General features: G+C 35.6%; 18 protein-coding genes and 6 tRNA genes. 2 read left to right on the forward strand and 22 right to left on the reverse strand.

Translation table 11 applies throughout. The features are described from left to right. Nucleotides 1-141 precede the first annotated feature (141 nt). Entirely contained in the window at nucleotides 142-843 is a 702-nt protein-coding gene (locus PRVXT_RS09205) for an ABC transporter ATP-binding protein (RefSeq protein WP_434064318.1), read from the forward strand. Beyond that, nucleotides 836-1,663, forward strand: a complete 828-nt coding sequence (locus PRVXT_RS09210) for an ABC transporter permease (protein WP_350342589.1) — start codon at nucleotides 836-838, stop codon at nucleotides 1,661-1,663. The genes PRVXT_RS09205 and PRVXT_RS09210 overlap by 8 nt, the downstream gene beginning before the upstream one ends. A gap of 104 nt (nucleotides 1,664-1,767) precedes the next feature. On the opposite strand, the gene PRVXT_RS09215 is transcribed toward PRVXT_RS09210, so the two are convergent. The 22 genes from PRVXT_RS09215 to PRVXT_RS09320 all read right to left on the reverse strand — a co-directional run bounded on the left by PRVXT_RS09215 (nucleotide 1,768) and on the right by PRVXT_RS09320 (nucleotide 18,445). Continuing rightward, complete coding sequence (locus PRVXT_RS09215) at nucleotides 1,768-2,031, reverse strand: hypothetical protein (protein ID WP_350342590.1); 264 nt, start codon at nucleotides 2,029-2,031, stop codon at nucleotides 1,768-1,770. Between the two features lie 403 nt (nucleotides 2,032-2,434). Continuing rightward, nucleotides 2,435-3,025 carry a ribosome biogenesis GTP-binding protein YihA/YsxC gene (gene yihA / locus PRVXT_RS09220; protein WP_350342591.1) on the reverse strand — a complete coding sequence of 197 codons (591 nt, stop codon included), beginning with the start codon at nucleotides 3,023-3,025 and terminating at the stop codon, nucleotides 2,435-2,437. Then, nucleotides 3,022-5,337 (reverse strand): endopeptidase La, encoded by a 2,316-nt coding sequence (lon, locus tag PRVXT_RS09225; RefSeq protein WP_350342592.1) that lies wholly within the window; start codon nucleotides 5,335-5,337, stop codon nucleotides 3,022-3,024. Before lon ends, yihA begins: the two co-directional genes overlap by 4 nt. 71 nt (nucleotides 5,338-5,408) lie before the next feature. Continuing rightward, nucleotides 5,409-7,076: an ATP-dependent protease LonB gene (gene lonB / locus PRVXT_RS09230; protein WP_350342593.1), complete on the reverse strand. Its 1,668-nt coding sequence runs from the start codon at nucleotides 7,074-7,076 to the stop codon at nucleotides 5,409-5,411. 154 nt (nucleotides 7,077-7,230) lie between these two features. After that, entirely contained in the window at nucleotides 7,231-8,493 is a 1,263-nt protein-coding gene (clpX, locus tag PRVXT_RS09235; RefSeq protein WP_350342594.1) for an ATP-dependent Clp protease ATP-binding subunit ClpX, read from the reverse strand. 8 nt (nucleotides 8,494-8,501) lie between these two features. Beyond that, nucleotides 8,502-9,095 (reverse strand): ATP-dependent Clp endopeptidase proteolytic subunit ClpP, encoded by a 594-nt coding sequence (gene clpP / locus PRVXT_RS09240; RefSeq protein ID WP_350342595.1) that lies wholly within the window; start codon nucleotides 9,093-9,095, stop codon nucleotides 8,502-8,504. 63 nt (nucleotides 9,096-9,158) lie between these two features. Next, on the reverse strand, nucleotides 9,159-10,439 hold the full coding sequence (tig, locus tag PRVXT_RS09245; protein ID WP_350342596.1) for a trigger factor: 1,281 nt from the start codon (nucleotides 10,437-10,439) through the stop codon (nucleotides 9,159-9,161). A 228-nt stretch (nucleotides 10,440-10,667) separates the two neighbouring features. Continuing rightward, nucleotides 10,668-10,742 (reverse strand) — tRNA-Gly (locus PRVXT_RS09250). Between the two features lie 4 nt (nucleotides 10,743-10,746). After that, nucleotides 10,747-10,831, reverse strand: a tRNA-Leu gene (locus PRVXT_RS09255). Nucleotide 10,832: 1 nt separating this feature from the next. Next, nucleotides 10,833-10,908: transfer RNA gene (locus PRVXT_RS09260), tRNA-Lys, on the reverse strand. A 3-nt stretch (nucleotides 10,909-10,911) separates the two neighbouring features. After that, a tRNA-Gln gene (locus tag PRVXT_RS09265) sits at nucleotides 10,912-10,987 on the reverse strand. Between the two features lie 21 nt (nucleotides 10,988-11,008). Continuing rightward, nucleotides 11,009-11,085 (reverse strand) — tRNA-His (locus PRVXT_RS09270). Nucleotides 11,086-11,094: 9 nt separating this feature from the next. Further along, nucleotides 11,095-11,170, reverse strand: a tRNA-Arg gene (locus PRVXT_RS09275). Between the two features lie 145 nt (nucleotides 11,171-11,315). Continuing rightward, nucleotides 11,316-11,804, reverse strand: a complete 489-nt coding sequence (locus PRVXT_RS09280; RefSeq protein WP_350342597.1) for a metallophosphoesterase family protein — start codon at nucleotides 11,802-11,804, stop codon at nucleotides 11,316-11,318. Nucleotides 11,805-11,806: 2 nt separating this feature from the next. Next, nucleotides 11,807-12,391: an RdgB/HAM1 family non-canonical purine NTP pyrophosphatase gene (rdgB, locus tag PRVXT_RS09285; protein ID WP_350342598.1), complete on the reverse strand. Its 585-nt coding sequence runs from the start codon at nucleotides 12,389-12,391 to the stop codon at nucleotides 11,807-11,809. A gap of 3 nt (nucleotides 12,392-12,394) precedes the next feature. Beyond that, nucleotides 12,395-13,135, reverse strand: a complete 741-nt coding sequence (gene rph / locus PRVXT_RS09290; RefSeq protein WP_350342599.1) for a ribonuclease PH — start codon at nucleotides 13,133-13,135, stop codon at nucleotides 12,395-12,397. A gap of 10 nt (nucleotides 13,136-13,145) precedes the next feature. Then, nucleotides 13,146-14,054: an alanine-tRNA synthetase second additional domain-containing protein gene (locus PRVXT_RS09295; protein ID WP_350342600.1), complete on the reverse strand. Its 909-nt coding sequence runs from the start codon at nucleotides 14,052-14,054 to the stop codon at nucleotides 13,146-13,148. Between the two features lie 190 nt (nucleotides 14,055-14,244). Continuing rightward, complete coding sequence (locus tag PRVXT_RS09300; protein WP_350342601.1) at nucleotides 14,245-14,799, reverse strand: Fe-S-containing hydro-lyase; 555 nt, start codon at nucleotides 14,797-14,799, stop codon at nucleotides 14,245-14,247. Between the two features lie 15 nt (nucleotides 14,800-14,814). Next, complete coding sequence (locus PRVXT_RS09305; RefSeq protein ID WP_350342602.1) at nucleotides 14,815-15,657, reverse strand: fumarate hydratase; 843 nt, start codon at nucleotides 15,655-15,657, stop codon at nucleotides 14,815-14,817. Continuing rightward, a complete protein-coding gene (locus PRVXT_RS09310; RefSeq protein ID WP_350342603.1) occupies nucleotides 15,654-15,992 on the reverse strand; it encodes a DUF4387 domain-containing protein in 339 nt (112 codons plus the stop codon). Before PRVXT_RS09310 ends, PRVXT_RS09305 begins: the two co-directional genes overlap by 4 nt. Continuing rightward, entirely contained in the window at nucleotides 15,993-17,366 is a 1,374-nt protein-coding gene (locus PRVXT_RS09315) for an acyclic terpene utilization AtuA family protein (protein WP_350342604.1), read from the reverse strand. Nucleotides 17,367-17,425: 59 nt separating this feature from the next. Beyond that, entirely contained in the window at nucleotides 17,426-18,445 is a 1,020-nt protein-coding gene (locus PRVXT_RS09320; protein ID WP_350342605.1) for a GerMN domain-containing protein, read from the reverse strand. Between the last annotated feature and the right edge of the window lie 14 nt (nucleotides 18,446-18,459).

Genomic DNA, 18,459 nt, shown 5'->3' on the forward strand with positions numbered 1-18,459 from the left:
TAAGTGTTTACAGTTTGCATTAGGATAGTATAGCACTCTTTTAGGTAATTATCATAATATAAATTAGACCTAATGTAAAGTGTACAGAAAGGAGGAAGTGTTTTGGCAAAAGTAAAAATAAAGAATGCTTCTGTTAATTATATGGGTATAAAAGGAATTACAGAAGCCGTTAAAAATATAAATTTAAATGTAAATAAAGGTGAATTTATTTCTATAGTTGGACCTTCTGGATGCGGAAAGTCAACGTTGCTTTCTTTAATAGCTGGTTTAGTAAAACATACTGATGGGGTGGTGGAAAATACTTTTCTTAGAAGTGGATACATGTTTCAACAAGACCTCTTACTTCCATGGCGCACCGTTTTTGATAATACTATCCTTGGATTAGAAGTTTCCAAAAAATCAACTGAAGAAAATAAAAGGTACGCTGAACAATTACTAATGTCTATGGGTCTTGAAGATTTCATTAACTTCTATCCCTCAGAGTTATCAGGGGGAATGAGGCAAAGGGTAGCATTAGCTCGTACGCTGGTGCTCAAACCTGATTTATTATTGTTAGATGAGCCTTTTTCTGCTTTAGATTATCAAACTCGCCTAAATATGCAGCAAGAAGTAAGCCTCAAATTGCGTACAGAAGGTAAAACAGTAATTTTAGTCACCCACGATATTTCCGAAGCTATTGCTATGACTGATAAAGTAGTTATTTTAACTAAGCGTCCTGGTCAAATAATTAAGACTATTAATATAGAGTTAAAGTGTCAATTAGAAGAACCTAGATCAAGACGTAGAGCTTCAAATTTTGGAAAGTACTTTAATGAAATATGGGAGGTATTAGATAATGCTTAATATTAAAAAAGCACTAGTACCTAAAGCAGCAAATCAAAAACATCGAGATTATATTTTTCAAAAAAAAATTTACAATTTTACTATTATTTTTTCTCAGTTTTTTGTTTTATTTGCGCTATTAGTTTTGTGGGAGTGGGCAGCAAGAGTGGGTATTATTAACACCTTTCTTACCAGTCAGCCTACGAAGGTGTGGAATACAATATTAACTCTATATGAGAATTCAACTCTTTTTTATCATATAAGAATAACCATCTTAGAAACAGGAGTCAGTTTTATTTTAGGCACAATTATCGGAACCCTAATTGCAACAATATTATGGTGGTGGAAGTTTTTAAATAAAGTTATGGATCCCTATCTTATTATTTTAAATAGTTTGCCTAAGGTTGCTTTAGGTCCTTTATTTATAATAATATTTGGACTGGGTTTTAAAAGTATTATAGCAATGGCATTAGCCATCTCAGTAATAAGTACCACAATTATTGTGCTCAGCGGCTTTACAAATGTAGACAATAACTATTTAAAACTTGTTAAAACTTTTGGTGCATCTAAGTATACCACCTTTACCAAAATAATACTCCCTGCAAGCATACCTACAATTGCATCAGCTTTGCGGGTTAGTTTAAGTTTGTCCTGGGTCGGAGTTGTTGTAGGAGAATTTTTAACGGGAAGGGCAGGCCTGGGATATTTAGCTATCTATGGCGGGCAAACATATCAAATGGATTTGGTCATAACTAGTGTTGTGCTTTTAGCAATCTGCTCTGCAATATCTTATCAAATTTTAGTTTTTGCAGAGAAAAAAATTCAAAAACGTTACTCATAAGTTAAAGTGCAATCAAGTTAGGCCTACCTCTGAAATAAAAACCATTCTTTTTTTACTGCGCTGCTGTCCCACTTAATCTGCAATAAATCAAAACAAACACCATATCAAAATGGTGTTTGTTTTGATTTTAAAAATTCATAATAACTTAGCAATCCAATTTCATAATTACTTTTTTGCCTTTTTTTCAACAAAGTAGACTTTTTTATGTCGTTTAGGATATTTGTAGTTTTTTCAGAGGACTTACATACTTTATCAAGATCAAGATTAAACTTTTGTTCAATATCTATTGCCCAACCCACACGACTAGTAATTCCTTTTTCAGTTAGCTGTTTAGATTTAAGAAAAGTTCTGAACTGTTTCCTCTTCAAATTTACCCCTCCCAAAATCACTGCTATTAAATAATATGCAAATGTTAATGCATTATTCAGGGTTTGCATTCAGCCTTAAATAAATTAGGCAAATCTAATTAAGGCTCTTTTTGGGGGGACAACCAGTAAAGCAAAATGAAAATTGTAATCTATGCTAAATATACCTTTATTTTAAGAAATATTTTTCTGTGCCATAATTTTATATAATTACATACAAAAAATTTAGCTATTATACCACCTAAAATCATGAACAACAAAAAGGCATAATTACACTTAATATATGTAATTATGCCTTTTACAGTTTTTATTTAACACCTAAGCAGATTAAAACTGCATTAGTTAGTGCCTTCCCATAGTTAGTTAAACAAAATCGTAACCAGTTAAGTCTTCTTAGAGCTCCCTTTCAATTATTTATTTCTACAAGTCCAGATAGAGATTCCCAAACTTCTTCCTTGCCTGTTTTTGTGTTTGCTGAAAAAACAATTGGGTAATCTTTAGGCACACTTAACACATCACAAACTATTTTTAAATTTTTGTGAATTTGATTTTTCGACAGTTTATCTGATTTTGTTGCGACTAGCAAAACTGGAAAATTATTTTCTAAAAGCCAAGAAAACATTCCTTGATCTTCTTCAGTAGGCTTATGTCTTAAATCTATAAGCTGCACTACTCCCTGTAATGGTGTTCTATTTAAAAGATAACTCTCTATCATTTTTTTCCAACCTATTTTTTGCTCTTTAGAAACTTTGGCAAAACCGTAACCTGGAAGATCAACAAATCTAAGTTGATTGTTGACATCATAGAAGTTAATTGTCTGAGTTTTCCCGGGTTTTCCACTTGTCCTAGCCATGTTTTTTCGGTTAACTAAAGTATTTATTATAGATGATTTTCCCACATTAGACCTGCCTACAAAAGCAATTTCAGGATACATTTCTGGAGGATATTGGTGAGGTTTAACGGCACTAATCAAATACTCCGCTTGTTTTATCTTCATTTAGCATCCACCAACGCTATATCCCATACTTCTTCGATAGTTTCAACTAAATGGATTTTCAGTTTTTTTCTTACATTAGCTGGAATATCATTGACATCTCTTTTGTTGTCTTTTGGTAGAATAACTTCGTTTATAGCAGCTCTGTGGGCGGCCAACACTTTTTCCTTAACCCCACCTATAGGCAATACTTTTCCTCTCAAGGTGATTTCACCAGTCATAGCTACATCTCTTCTTATTCTTCTTCCCGATAACACAGAAATTAGCGCAGTAGACATAGTAATTCCAGCAGAAGGTCCGTCCTTTGGTATAGCCCCTTCTGGAACATGAATATGTATGTCCCTAGTTTTATGAAAGTCTTTTTCAATATTTAAGTATTTTCCTTTAGCTCTAATCATACTAAGGGCTGCTCTAGCAGATTCTTGCATCACATCGCCAAGTTTTCCTGTCAAAGTTAATTTGCCTGTCCCAGACATAGTGGTGGCTTCAACTGCTAGTATATCACCGCCTGTTTGGGTCCATGCTAGTCCAGTTGCAACACCTATTTCATCGTTCTTTTCTTTTTCTCCCCATCTAAATTTAGGAGTCCCTAAATATGAGTGAATATTTTGAACCGTAATCTTTACCTGTTCTTGCTCATTTGAAACAATTTCTTTAACACCTTTCCTGCACAGTGTTCCACATGCTCTCTCTAAATTTCTAACTCCCGACTCTCTTGTATACTCCCTAATGGTTTTAATAATAGCTTGCTTAGAAATTGAAAACTGCTTAGACTTTAAACCATGTTCTTTCATTTGTCGTGGTATTAAATATTTTTTCGCAATTGATACTTTTTCATCCTCAGTGTAACCTTCAATATTTATTACTTCCATTCTATCGAGCAACGGCCTTGGTATTGGATGTAAGGCATTGGCAGTTGTTATAAAAAGTACATTACTTAAATCAAAGGGAAGTTCAATAAAATGATCACTAAAAGTAGAATTTTGTTCTGGATCTAAAACTTCTAAAAGAGCTGCTGACGGGTCTCCTCTAAAGTCGGTACTCATTTTATCAATTTCATCTAACAAAAAGACTGGATTCTTTGTTCCTGCATTTTTTATACCCTGCATAATTCTACCTGGCAGAGCTCCCACATATGTGCGACGATGCCCTCTTATTTCAGCTTCGTCCCTTACGCCACCAAGAGACATTCTAACAAATTCACGTTCTAGAGATCTTGCAACTGATTTTGCTAAAGAGGTTTTTCCCACTCCTGGGGGGCCAACTAAGCAAATTATTGGACTTTTCATTTCATCGGCCATCTGTCTAACCGCTAAAAACTCTAAAATTCTTTCCTTCACCTTATCCAGCCCATAGTGGTCTTCATCTAGTATTTTCTCTGAGCTGGCTATATCTAACTTATCCTCACTTTCCTCTTTCCACGGCAAGTCCACCACCCAATCAAGATATGTGCGAAGTACCGACCCCTCTGCAGCATTAGGCGCCATTCTTTCTAACCTATCAATTTCTTTATGTACTTTTTTTAAAGTTTGCTCCGAAAGTCCTAACTTATCAACTTTTTTCCGATATTCTTCTACTTCTTCTCTTTGTGTATCACCTAATTCTTTTTGTATAGCTTTCATCTGTTCTCTTAGGTAATATTCTTTTTGAGTTTTATCCATTTGATTTTTTACTCTATCACTAATCTTCTTTTCAATTTCTAAAACTTGTATTTCATGACTTAAGAACTCCAATAATTTAAGCAAACGATCTTTTGGCTGTATTGCCTCTAAAATTTTCTGTTTTTGCTCTACTTTTAGAGATAAGTGAGAAGCAACTACATCAGCAAATCGTCCTGGTTCTGAGATATCTTGAACAATATCTAACGACTCACCTGCTGTTTTTTTACCTAATTTAATATATTGCTCAAACTGATATAGTGTATTACGCATCAGAGCCTCTATCTCATAATTCTTTTCTTCTTTTTCATCATAAACCTCAACCTCAACTTCAGAAAATTTATCTTTATGGTAGAAGTTATTGATTTTAACTCGATTTTCACCCTCTACCAGTACTCTAATTGTGCCACCAGGTAGTTTTAACACCTGCTTTATTTCAATTAGTGTACCAGTTCTATATAGGTCATTATCAACAGGTTCATCAATATTAGCATCCTTTTGTGGCACCAGTACAATTCGACTATTTCTCTCCATAGCCGAATTAAGAGCAGCTATTGACTTTTCTCGACCTACATCCAAATGAATTATCATATTAGGAAACACTATTAAACCTCTAAGAGGCATAAGTGGATATTTACTTATTGTAGTCTCTTCCATTTCAGTCACCCCCATAATATAGTTACCCTTTCTATTTTATACCAACCTATTTTAAAAAACAAGGTATCTTCTTATGCTTGACTTACAGATACTGCTGAAATCAAAGGCTTTTGGTTAATATTTTCTTTATCTTCTAGAACCTTCTCTATTACTTCAGCTAATGTTTCAACAGGTACTACCTCTATACCATCTATTTGACTAAGCACATCTTGCCAGTTCTCCCTAGGAATAAATACACGTGTTGCTCCCGCCTGTTTAGCAGCTTCTACCTTAGGAACTATTCCTCCTACAGGTTTAATATAACCTCTTATAGAAATTTCTCCAGTCATAGCAGTTAAATTGTCAATAGGTTTTTCCAATATAGCAGAATATATTCCTATAGCTATGGCTACTCCAGCAGAGGGTCCATCCACTGGCGTTCCACCAGGAAAATTAATATGAATATCATAGTTCTCTATAGGTACTTTTAGGAACTTTTTTATTGCTGTCAATACATTATCAAGTGACCCCTTTGCCATACTTTTCCTTTTAATGGTTTTTCCAGCATTACCTAATTGCTCTTCTTCAACTACTCCTGTCATTACAATTTTCCCTTCGCCTAAGGCTTTTGTGGCAGTCACTTCCAACTCTAAAATAGCACCCATGTTAGGTCCATAAACTGCTAATCCATTTATACACCCAATTTGTGGCTTTTTCTTAACCTTACGCTCAGGTCGTGGAGTAATTTGACTGCTATTTACTACCCATTCGATATCAGCAGGTATCAGCCTATTTCTTCCATCATTAGTAGCTATTCCAGCAGCTATCTGTATAACATTTACCGCTTCTCTGCCATTAGTAGCATACTTTGTTAACACATCTAAGGCTTTTTCTTCAATAGGAAATCTAATCTTATCACTGGCATTTTTAGCAATTAAAGCTATCTCGTCCGGAAGTAGAGAACGGAAAAAAACTTCAACACACCTTGACCTAATTGCTGGTGGAATATCCTGGGGCTGTCTGGTAGTTGCTCCTACTAACCTAAAATCTGCCGGTAGCCCTTGTTGAAATATTTCATGAATATGAACTGGAATATTACTATCCTCAGAGCTATAGTAAGCACTTTCTAAAAAAACTTTCCTGTCCTCTAAAACCTTTAACAACTTATTCATTTGTATGTTGTGCAGCTCACCAATTTCATCAATAAACAACATACCACCGTGGGCCTTTGTTACAGCTCCAGGCTTCGGTTGAGGAATGCCGGCCATTCCCATCGCACCCGCACCTTGATATATGGGATCGTGAACTGAGCCTATTAAAGGATCTGCAATTCCTCTTTCATCGAATCGTGCTGTTGTAGCATCTAGTTCAAAAAATTTAGCCTCACCTTTAAAAGGTGACAATGGATTTCTTTTTGCTTCTTCTAGCACTAGTCGAGCAGCCGCTGTTTTTCCGACACCAGGTGGTCCGTATATAATTACATGCTGAGGGTTGCTACCGCATAATGAAGCTCTTAAAGCTTTTAGACCTTGCCCTTGACCGATAATCTCTGAAAAGTTGCTAGGTCTTGTTTTTTCCGCAAGCGGCTCAGTTAAGCTTATACTTTTCATATTTCTCAGTTTATCTAACTCTTTTCTAGATTCTTTTTCCACAGCATGTTTATTTGACTGTTGTGACCTTAATAAATTCCAAAAATACAAACCAATAACAATAGCAAAAAAGATTTGTATAAAAGTCAATATTCCTAAAATTTCTGACATAATAATCCCCCTCGTTTCACTTAGCTTTTTAAAAAGTATTATTCACCAAACAAGCAGAGTTTATGCCAAAAAATTTAATAGAATTTTACTAAAAGAAAGGGCTACCTCAAAACGGGACTTAGCCCTGTTTTTGAGACAGCCTCTCTAATTACAATTAAGCGGTTTCGTCTTCTTTTTTCTTTTTAGATGTTACTAAAACTGGCTCTTTACCTTCCGTTAAAACTTCTTTTGTGATAATACACTTTGTTACATTATCTTTTGATGGAATATCATACATTATATCTTGCATTAATTTCTCCATAATTGCTCTAAGTCCTCTAGCACCAGTTTTCCTCTTTATAGCTTCTTTAGCAATCGCTTCTAAACAATCTTTTTCAAATTCGATTTCTATATTATCAATTTTAAATAGTTTTTCATATTGTTTAACTAAAGAATTTTTTGGCTCCGTTAAGATTTGTATTAAAGCCTCTTCATCCAAAGCTTCTAAAGGAGCTACAACTGGCACCCTACCAACAAACTCAGGAATTAGACCAAACTTAAGCAAATCCTCTGGTAAAACGTCTTTTAGTATATCTCCAACGTTTTGCTCTTCCTTTGTTTTAATATCTGCACCAAAACCCATTACTTTCTTACCTGTCCTATTTTGAATTATCTTTTCTAAGCCATCGAATGCTCCACCGACTATAAATAGTACATTCGTTGTATCAATTTGAATAAACTCTTGGTGAGGATGTTTTCTACCACCTTGAGGAGGTACACTTGCTGTTGTTCCCTCTAGAATTTTTAGTAAAGCTTGTTGAACTCCTTCACCACTCACATCTCTAGTAATTGAAGGGTTATCTGATTTCCTAGCTATTTTATCAATTTCGTCTACATAAATAATGCCTTTTTCAGCTTTTTCTACATCATAATCTGCTGCTTGAATTAGTTTCAAAAGAATATTTTCAACATCTTCACCTACATATCCAGCTTCTGTTAAAGAAGTTGCGTCAGCAATTGCAAAAGGCACTTTTAGCATCCTTGCCAAAGTTTGAGCCAATAAAGTTTTCCCAACTCCAGTAGGACCTATAAATAATATATTGCTTTTTTGTAGTTCTATATCGTCGTTTTCAATTTCAGCTTGCACTCTCTTATAATGATTATAAACAGCTACTGATAAAGCTTTTTTAGCTTCATCTTGACCAATAACATATGAATCAAGAGCATCTTTTATTTCATACGGCTTAGGTACATCTGTTAGCTTAGATTCTTCGTCAAGTACTTGTTCGCTAAATTCTTCTTCAATAATTTCAGTGCATAACTCTATACATTCATCACAAATATAAACTCCTGGACCTGCGACAAGTTTTTTAACCTCATCCTGTTCTTTGCCACAAAATGAACATTTTAATTTATGCTTATCTTCATTAAATTTCATAACATCACCTACCCATTAACAGTGTTACGTTCCATTACCTCGTCTACAATACCATATTCCTTCGCCTCATCTGCTGACATAAACTTATCCCTATCAGTATCTTTTTCAATTACTTCTATAGGCTGACCAGTTCTTTTAGCTAAGATTTCATTTAATTTTTGCTTTGTTTTAATTATATGTTCTGCATGGATTTTAATGTCAGTAGCTTGGCCTCGAGCACCACCTAACGGCTGATGTATCATAACTTCACTATTAGGTAGAGCAAATCTCTTTTTTTCCTTGCCAGCAGCAAGTAAAAATGCTCCCATACTAGCAGCTAAACCAACGCAAATAGTAGATACATCAGGCTTTATATACTGAATTGTATCATAAATAGCCATTCCTGCTGTGATTGAGCCACCAGGGCTATTAATATACAAATATATATCCTTTTTAGGGTCTTCTGCTTCTAAAAACAATAGTTGGGCAATTACTGTATTGGCAACATTGTCATCGATAGCGCTCCCTATAAAAACAATGCGGTCTTTTAATAACCTAGAATAAATATCGTAAGATCTTTCCCCTCTATTACTCTGTTCCACAACCATTGGCACAAGGTTCATAGCACATACCCCTTTCCTTACTTTTTAAATTTTATGTTTATAGTAAAGTTATATTACTATCCTTTAGCTATTTTCCAATAAAAATTCAACAGCTTTTCTCCTTTTTATGCCATCTTCTATACTTTCTTTTTGTCCTGGCATGGAGAAAATTTCCTTGATTTTATCTACTTCTTGTTTATACATTTCTGCTAACTTTTCAATTTCATTTTCAAAATCTTCTTCAGTTACTTCGATATCTTCATTTTTAACTACCTCTTCAATCACAAGGTTTGTTTTCACATCTTTTTCTGCTTGAGGCTTAAGCTCAGTTTTCATAGTTTCTAAGTCTCCACCTGTAAATTGCAAATATGTTTCTAGATTCATACCTTGAGCAGATAATCTTTGCTCCATCTCTTTGACCATATCTTCCAAACGATTCTCAACCATTACCTCAGGTATGTCAACTTTAGCGTTTTCAGAAACCTTGCCTATAACTTCTTCTTCAAACTCTCTTTGAGCTTGAGTTTCAGCTTGCTCGTCAAGCTTTTGTTGAACATCTTTTTTTAACTCTTCTAACGTATCAAAATTATTGTCTTTAGCAAACTCATCATTCAGTTCAGGAAGCTTTTTCTTTTTTATTTCGTTTATTTTCACTTTAAATGTTGCTTCTTTACCAGCTAAGTTTTCAGCATGATATTCTTCAGGGAAGGTTACTTTAACATCAACTTCTTCTCCTATTTTCTTGCCAATAAGTTGCTCTTCAAAACCTGGAATAAACGATTTTGAACCAATTACTAACGGATGATTTTCACCTTTACCACCTTCAAACGCTTCTTCACCTATGTATCCTTCAAAATCAATAACAGCAGTGTCACCTTCAGAAACTTCCGCTCCCTCATCTGCAACAACTAGCTCAGCATTCTTTTCTTGCATACCTTTCAGCTCAGTTTCTACATCTTCTTCGCTAACTTCTTTTACAGTTTTTGTAATGCCTAGCTCCTTATACTCTCCCAGCTCAACTTCTGGTTTTACAGTTACATTGGCTGTAAAAATAAAAGGTTTGCCAGCTTCTATCTGCTCTACATCAATTTCTGGTTGAGATACTGGTTCTATATTACTTTCCTCAACAGCTTTAGGGTAAAATTCTTGAAGCATAAAGTTTGCCGCTTCTTCATAAAACACCTCTACACCAGCTCTGTTTTCGATAATTTTTCTAGGAACTCTTCCTTTTCTAAACCCAGGAATTTCAATATCTTTTCTCATTTTTTTGTATGCTTTTTCGATTGCTTGCTCTACATTTTCTGCAGGAACCTCAATAGTTAATACCCCTTGATTATTCTCCTTCTTTTCCCAATTTACTTTCATTAAAGTAACCTCCTTAGATTGCTTGTATAATCGTTTAACCATCTAATTATAACATATAAAAATCTGGTTAGCCAATAAATCAAGGATTAATATCTCCCTTGATACTTTAACCATCATTTTATCAAATATAAGTAAAGTGGTCAAAATTATGTAGACAAAAATATGCACTTAAAAATTTTCGATTTAAATACAAAAAAAAAGAGCCTTAGCATCTCTTTTATTACAGTATGGAGCGGAAGACGGGATTTGAACCCGCGACCCTCGCCTTGGCAAGGCGATGCTCTACCACTGAGCCACTTCCGCAATGTGGTGCGAGAGGGGGGAGTCGAACCCCCACGCCTAACGGCACTAGATCCTAAGTCTAGCGTGTCTGCCAGTTCCACCACTCTCGCGTGGTGAGCCATCCGCGATTCGAACACGGGACACCCTGATTAAAAGTCAGGTGCTCTACCGACTGAGCTAATGGCTCAATTGGCTGGGCCGGCAGGACTCGAACCTACGCATGCGGGAGTCAAAGTCCCGTGCCTTACCGACTTGGCGACGGCCCAGCAATGTTAAGATATTTTATTTGGGGTGAGTGAAGGGATTTGAACCCTCGGCCCCCAGAGCCACAATCTGGTGCTCTAACCAACTGAGCTACACCCACCATGTAAAATGGCACGCCCGGGAGGATTCGAACCTCCGACTCACGGATTAGAAGTCCGTTGCTCTATCCCCTGAGCTACGGGCGTACGTTTTTGTCGAACAGTATATATCTTAACACTTTTGTTTGTTGTTGTCAACACTTATTTTGTTTTTTATTTTGTTTTTAGCTAATGTCGTGCCACAACAACAAAACTAATTATACAAAAATTATTGAACTCTGTAAAGTGTTTTTTAATATTTTTTTCTTTTTTTTATTTCGCAGCTAAATTTATTTCCTTCTATAGTGACATTTCCATAGCTGGCCTTTGACATTCCACGTGGCATTACAGGACTGCCAGGGTTAAACAAGTTAACTCCTTCATATTTGTCATTATAACCTATGTGAGTATGCCCAAATAATATTAATTGAGCTTTCCTTTCTAATCCATAGTACAGTAAGTTTAAAAGTCCCGATTTAACACCAAAATCATGTCCATGAGTAAGCATGATGTTGACCTCTTCCACTTTTATAAGCTCTATTTCTTTGCCATTACTAAAAAGGTCACAATTTCCTTTGACGCCTATAGCCTTAATATCAACTCTTTTTTTAAGCCATAAAAAGTCTTCATAATTATCTCCTAAGTGAATTAACATATCTTTACTTTTTAACAATTCTAAAATTTCTTCTAAACACTTATGGTCGCCATGGGTATCACTAACAACCAAAATTTCCGTAGGCAACTTTATTCCCCCCTAAGTTCAGGCAACAAGTTTTCCAAAGCTTTTTTTCTGTGGCTAATTCTGTTTTTTGTCTGAAAATCCAATTCCGCCAGTGTTTTTTGATATTCTGGCAAGTAAAAAACAGGATCATAACCAAACCCATTTTTCCCTTTTGGTGACTCTGAAATATAACCTTCTAATTTACCACTTACAGTTATCTCTTGACCTTGTGGGAATACCATTACCATAGAAGTAAAAAAGAAAGCCATTCTATCATCATACTGAACCCTTTCTAAGTTCTTTAATAGCTTTTTATAGTTGGCTATATCATCACCTTCTTTAGCATATCTAGATGAATAAACTCCAGGCTCACCCTGCAAATAATCTACACAAAGCCCGGAATCATCTGCTAAAGTTGGTAACCCAGTTTGTGTGCTACCATACCTAGCTTTTATCAAAGCATTACCTTCAAATGTATTGGCATCCTCAACTGGGGAATCTAAATCAAAATCAGAAAAAGTACAAAAAGCTTTGAAACTACTAGAAAGAATATTAGAAATTTCCTTTACCTTATTTTTGTTAGCTGTTGCAATTAATAACTTACTCATATTTTATTCCCCTTTTGACAATATCTTAAGTTCCCCTAATGCTTCTTTTTGAATATTAATAAGCTCCTTCACACCTTCTTTTGCTAATTTGTAAAGCTGTAAAAACTCTTCCTCAGAAAAGGGATTTTCCTCTCCAGTCCCCTGAACCTCAACGATATTCCCTTTGCCAGTAATTACAATATTCATGTCCACTGCGGCACTGCTATCTTCAACAAAAGCTAGGTCAAGCAAAATTTCCCCATCTACTAACCCAACACTGGTAGCTGCTAAATAGTCTACTATAGGAATTGTTTTTATTTTTTTTTCTTCCACCAACCCTTGCATTGCATCGGCTAAAGCAACAAACGCACCTGTAATGCTAGCAGTTCTTGTCCCGCCATCTGCTTGTATAACATCACAGTCAAGCCAAACAGTCCTTTCTCCCAAAGCCTCTAAATCTACAACAGATCTTAAAGCTCTGCCTATTAATCTTTGGATTTCTAAAGTTCTGCCACTTTGTTTTCCTTTGGCAGCTTCTCTTATATTCCTATTTCCAGTTGCTCTTGGTAGCATTGAGTATTCAGCTGTTACCCAACCTTTACCTTCACCTTTTAGAAAAGGGGGAACCTTTTCATCTACTGTTGCAGTGCAAATTACTTTAGTATCTCCAACTTCTATAAGTACAGATCCCTCAGCATGTTTAATAAAATTCCTTGTTATTCTAACTGATCTTAACTGATTTTTTTCTCTGTCATCAATACGCATATTATGCCTCCTATTTTAATAATTCTAAACCTGACTGCTCTGAACCTATGAGACCAGCCAAAAGATATTGTTGGTTTAAAGTATCCCACTTAAAGTCCTTTATCAAGTAAAATCCTGATATATCCCCTGTTTTTTTTACATGGATACGAGGACCTGTACATGGAAATACGATATCTTCTCCAATATTAATATGTTCATCATCATGATGAGAAATACTTAAATTAGCATCAATTAATTCCTTAACTTTTTGCTCTAATTCGATTAAGTCTATATTAGGTTTAGTTTTAAATTCTAAAACAAATCCATGTTTAATATCACTATGATATGTTGGTCTGTCAAACCCCATATCCATCAACACCAAAGAGGTTAGATCCTCAGCAGTGTGGGCCATTTTTCTGTATTTTATTGAATTAAAAACAATATCGCCAATTTCTTTAGCTTCCGGACCAAATACCCCTGGCCTTGTTATTATAACTTCCTCTCCAACACCTATAAGAACTTCGGCGTTAAAGCCTAAGTGAGGGTATAACAGATCAAAGTGTTCTACAATAACCCTCTTACCTTGTGATACAGCTTCTTTGATAGCTTCAGCTAACTCCCACGTCTGTGTAAAAGCCGACTCAAATCTTACGTCAAGATGGTATGTATGAGAACGAAAATGTCCTTTTTGATACTGATGAAGTAGGGGTAACGGCCTTACATTTATACCTTCGTCGTCATTGGTCAACTCCAGCCCAGGAAAAATACCTCTAATTAAAATTGATTTGCCTGCTCCCGAGTCTCCTATAAATCCTATAATATTATCATTAGGACTGATATATCTTTGGCTAAGATGATTACCCAGCCCTTGCAATCTATGTTTTCCCCTTGGCGCAAAGTATGTAGCATGCATCAAATATTGATGGGTAGATGAATTCATTGTCGACACCTCCTTTTGCAATTATACATTATTTAAGCATCTTTTTCCACAAAAAGTGTAAGTAATGTCGCTTTCCTAAAGCTTTTACAGGTCGTTGTCCTGTAATAAAGAATACTTAGTACTTAGGATTATAACAAAAAAGGACTGTCTTAAGCAGAAATAATATCGCCTGCAAAGACAGCCCTTTTAACTATTTTAATAAATAATTATTTTTACCTTGTTTATAAAAATCATTTCCATTACTGTCCACTGCTACGATTAGAGGTAATTTTTCAACCTCCATCTTTCTAACACCTTCCGCTCCTAAATCATCGTATGCTATTATTTCACTTTTTTTAATCCGCTTTGCTATCAAGGCTGCAGCACCACCTACTGCACTAAAATAAACACCCTTATTCGCCACTATACTATCTATAACTTTTTGATTTCTCTGCCCTTTTCCTATCATCGCCTTTAAACCACATTCCAATAATTGTGGAGTGTACTTATCCATTCGACCACTTGTTGTTGGCCCTGCGGAACCTATTATCTGCCCAGGCTTTGCCGGGCATGGGCCAACGTAATAAATAACCTGCCCCTTTATATCGAAGGGCAATTTTTCACCCTTTTGAAGCGACTCAACAAACCTCTTATGTGCAGCATCTCTTGCTGAATAAATAGTCCCTGTTATTTCTACTAAATCTCCTGCCTTTAGTTTGGATGTTACTTCTTCTTTTAAAGGGGTCGTTAATTCCGTAATATTCATATATAAATCCCCCTTCTAAATAGTTTTCGTGGCATGCCTTGTAGCGTGGCAATTAATGTTAACTGCTACAGGCAATCCCGCTATATGAGTTGGGTAATATTCTATATTTACACCTATGGCTGTAGTTTTACCACCAAATCCTTGAGGCCCAATACCTAATTCGTTTATTTTAGTTAAAAGCTCCTCTTCTAACTGCTGATAAAACTGATTAACAGAAGGTTGATTTATGGGGCGTACTGCGGCTTTTTTAGCTAACAAAGCTGCTTTTTCCATAGTCCCTCCTAAACCTATTCCAACAACAATAGGTGGGCATGGATTACCTCCTGCTTTTTCCACAGAATCTAGCACAAAATCTATTACTCCTTCTTTACCATCGGCTGGCTTAAGCATTTTTAGAGTACTCATATTTTCGCTACCAAAACCTTTAGGTGCAACAGTTAGTTTCACTTGTTCTCCTTCTGTTAACTCTACATGTAGTATTGCGGGAGTATTATCTTTAGTGTTCTCCCTATTTAATGGATCTTGAACAACAGACTTCCTTAGATATCCCTCTTTATAACCTTGTCTTACACCTTCGTTTATCGCCTCTTCAAGACCTCCTCCAACTATAGCAACTTTCCTGCCTAACTCAACAAAAATAACCGCCATACCAGTATCTTGACATATAGGCATTTGCTCTCGTGCAGCTATTTCACTGTTTTCAATAATTTGGCTTAGTAAGCTTTTAGCCAGTTTGTCATCCTCACTTTCAACCCCTGTTGCTAGTCCATCTTTTATGTCGTCTGCTAAAACATAATTGCATGAAATAACCATTTCTTTGATTTCTCTTGTTATATCAGAAACATGGACTTCTCTCAAGAAATATCCCTTCCTTTCCACGGAATTTCTATATTTAATAGGGGACCATGTTGTTGAGCTCCATAAACATCTGTCTCCCCTATATCACCTGCTGCAATAGGCCGAACTATTGTAGCTTTTATTGCTTTAGATGGCGAATAGGGCACAACTGAAATAACTTTACTTTTATCAATGTTGTAAAGTTCAGCAATCAATTCTTCCGTGATATAATTGTTCTTCACCACATATTCAAATATATCTTCAGACTTAAAAATCAAATCAAAGGTCAGCTCGTAAGGTCCTGCATTTTTACTTCGTATAACTGTAGTTAATTCTGTTATGTTAATCTTGCTCATTTATTCTACCCCCTTTTTGTAGTCTTGCAACCGACGAGTATCAAAAAGATTTTCAGGGTCAATATTCTTTAGCAAATGCTGAATAGTAAACTGGTATACATCTCCTGCATAAATATCAGATGGAGAATAAGGAAATGCCAAGTTTCCTGCAGTCGCTTTTCTATTTTCGTAACCATAATGCAGCATGGTCGATCTAGTAAAACTACAAATTGTGTCAGCTACTTCTTTTGTTTGAGCCACCACATCAATAACTAAACCTAGTTCATGACTTGTCGGAGTCAAATTAGGTTCTAACGCCCCCATTACACCGTTTTTCCCATATACATGAAAGTTTAATGTATATTCATAGTTTCCATCTTGAAAGTTATCTTTTACTTGAAGCTCTACCTCTTTAATAATATCGTCTATTTGTTTTATCATAATTGGATCTCTAGTCCCTGCTATAGATATAGTTCTTTTACCCACAGAAGCAGCACCTTCTAGCTTAATAGTATATTCATCCGCCGGTTCAAAGCGACTTCCTTTAACTTTCACTCTTCTGTCATCAAGCTGTTGATAAGTGGTTTCTTTTAGATTTAATGTACCTCCAGGCCCTGGCAAAAGGAAAGGATTAGTTTTCTCATATAAACTATGAGCTGCTACTGAGTCAGTAGTACAACTCCTCTGATCATTCATAGGTTCTAAAATAAAATAGTCTTCACCTAAAGTTCCTAACATTGCATCTCTGCCGCTTCCAGGAGATGCAGCTATCGAGGCACATTCTAGTATTTTGCCCATATGCATAGCAAGTCCAGAATCATATCCTAATTTTATTGGGTGTGCTGCAAATACTGCAGGATCATAAGCGCGCCCAGCCACAATAACATCTGCCCCCATATCTATTGCTTTTATAAAAGGTTCTACACCCATTTGTCCAACGATATTAGTGCTTTCTTTTATGATTTCTGCATTTATCTCTTTTGCTGGAAATAGGGGTACTATATCATTTTTCTCCAACTTATCGACTAAGTAACTTTTATCAAGCTGTGAATTTATTACTACAACTTTTAAGTCCAGCTTTTCTTCAGCTAATATTTCTTCTATTATTTCAACATTCCAATCTAAGTGCTCCTTACCTCCTGCTCCTCCTGCACTTCCAATAGAAACGGGAATATTTTGTTTTTTCGCTGCTTTTAACATAAACCTAAGATCCCTTTTAACTGCAGTCCGGTCAGTAAAAGATTTGCCAGCTCCAAGATAATAAGGGCCTGGATCTACAGAGCCTGCATCTACTGCAATTAAATCTGGACTTTTATCCATTCCTTTTTTAAATGACTCTACTGGAAATCCATACCCTAATATAGCCGTAGGTGCAAGAATTTTAAACTCCTTCATTTTTATAGCCTCCTTAAAGCTTTATGCCTCGTTTATAAAAAGTAATTTCGTAAACTACATTAGTTAATTTTAGCAAAAGCAGGTCTGTCCATTATATTATTTAAGTCAGTACCTGCAGGTAAAACCTTTGGATGTCCTTCAACCAAAAGTTGAACTTTATCGATACGCTCTATCTCTGTTACCGTTAATATCAAAGATTCAACCACACCTTCTTCAATCTCACGTGGATAAGAAATAAACTCCTGAGATAGGCTTACAACAGCAACATTTTCTTTTGTCTGAGTTTTAATAATCTCCACATCTTTTTCAAAGGGTTTAGAAAAATCAGTTCCTCCCAAATAAAGCGACACTGCAGTTTTTAGTTGATTTGTACTGGAGTTAACCACTTTAGTAACTGGAATATAGAGATTGGTCTCATTTCTTAAAATAGGATAATATACAGTAACCATCTCAGAATTCTTTAGATCCACTTCATCTTCAACGCTAACATTAACACCTAAATTCCCTCGCGAAATTGGCAAGCTGACTTTAGTACCGTTTGTAAGCTCATTAATAGTATTGCCATTTACCCTTATTTGAACTTTATCAATAGAAGAATATTGGGTTAAAGTATAAACAATTGAAGTTACGGCCAACTTTTCTTGGTTCTTATCTTCAAATGAAAGAAGTTTTTCGTTAAAGTCAACTACCGCAGTTTTATCAGAAATACTAATCCCTAAAACTTCAGTTCCTTCCGGCAAAGGTAAACTTAAGTTAAACTCACCTATTTTTTGAGAAATTTCACTACCTTGAACAAGCTCCGTAACTGTAGCTTGTGCTATTCCTTCTTGACGTGGGTACGTAATAGTTACCGGCAATAGCATTTCAGTAGTATCGTCAACAACATAGAAATCAATCTCTAAATATTCATCTTCTGCACCAGAAGTTTCTTGAACTTGAACTTTTTCCTCTGGTTTTTCGGAGTCTTTTTCGTCATTTTTGTCTTCTTCAACTGGTCCAAAAATTCTATCTAAGCATCCCCCACACCCTAAAGTTATAAGTAAAACTAAAAAACCTATTAGTAAAAGTCTAATTTTCATGATAACCCCTCCAT

The organism is Proteinivorax tanatarense (assembly GCF_040267685.1).
GTDB classification, from domain to species: Bacteria; Bacillota; Proteinivoracia; order Proteinivoracales; family Proteinivoracaceae; genus Proteinivorax; species Proteinivorax tanatarense.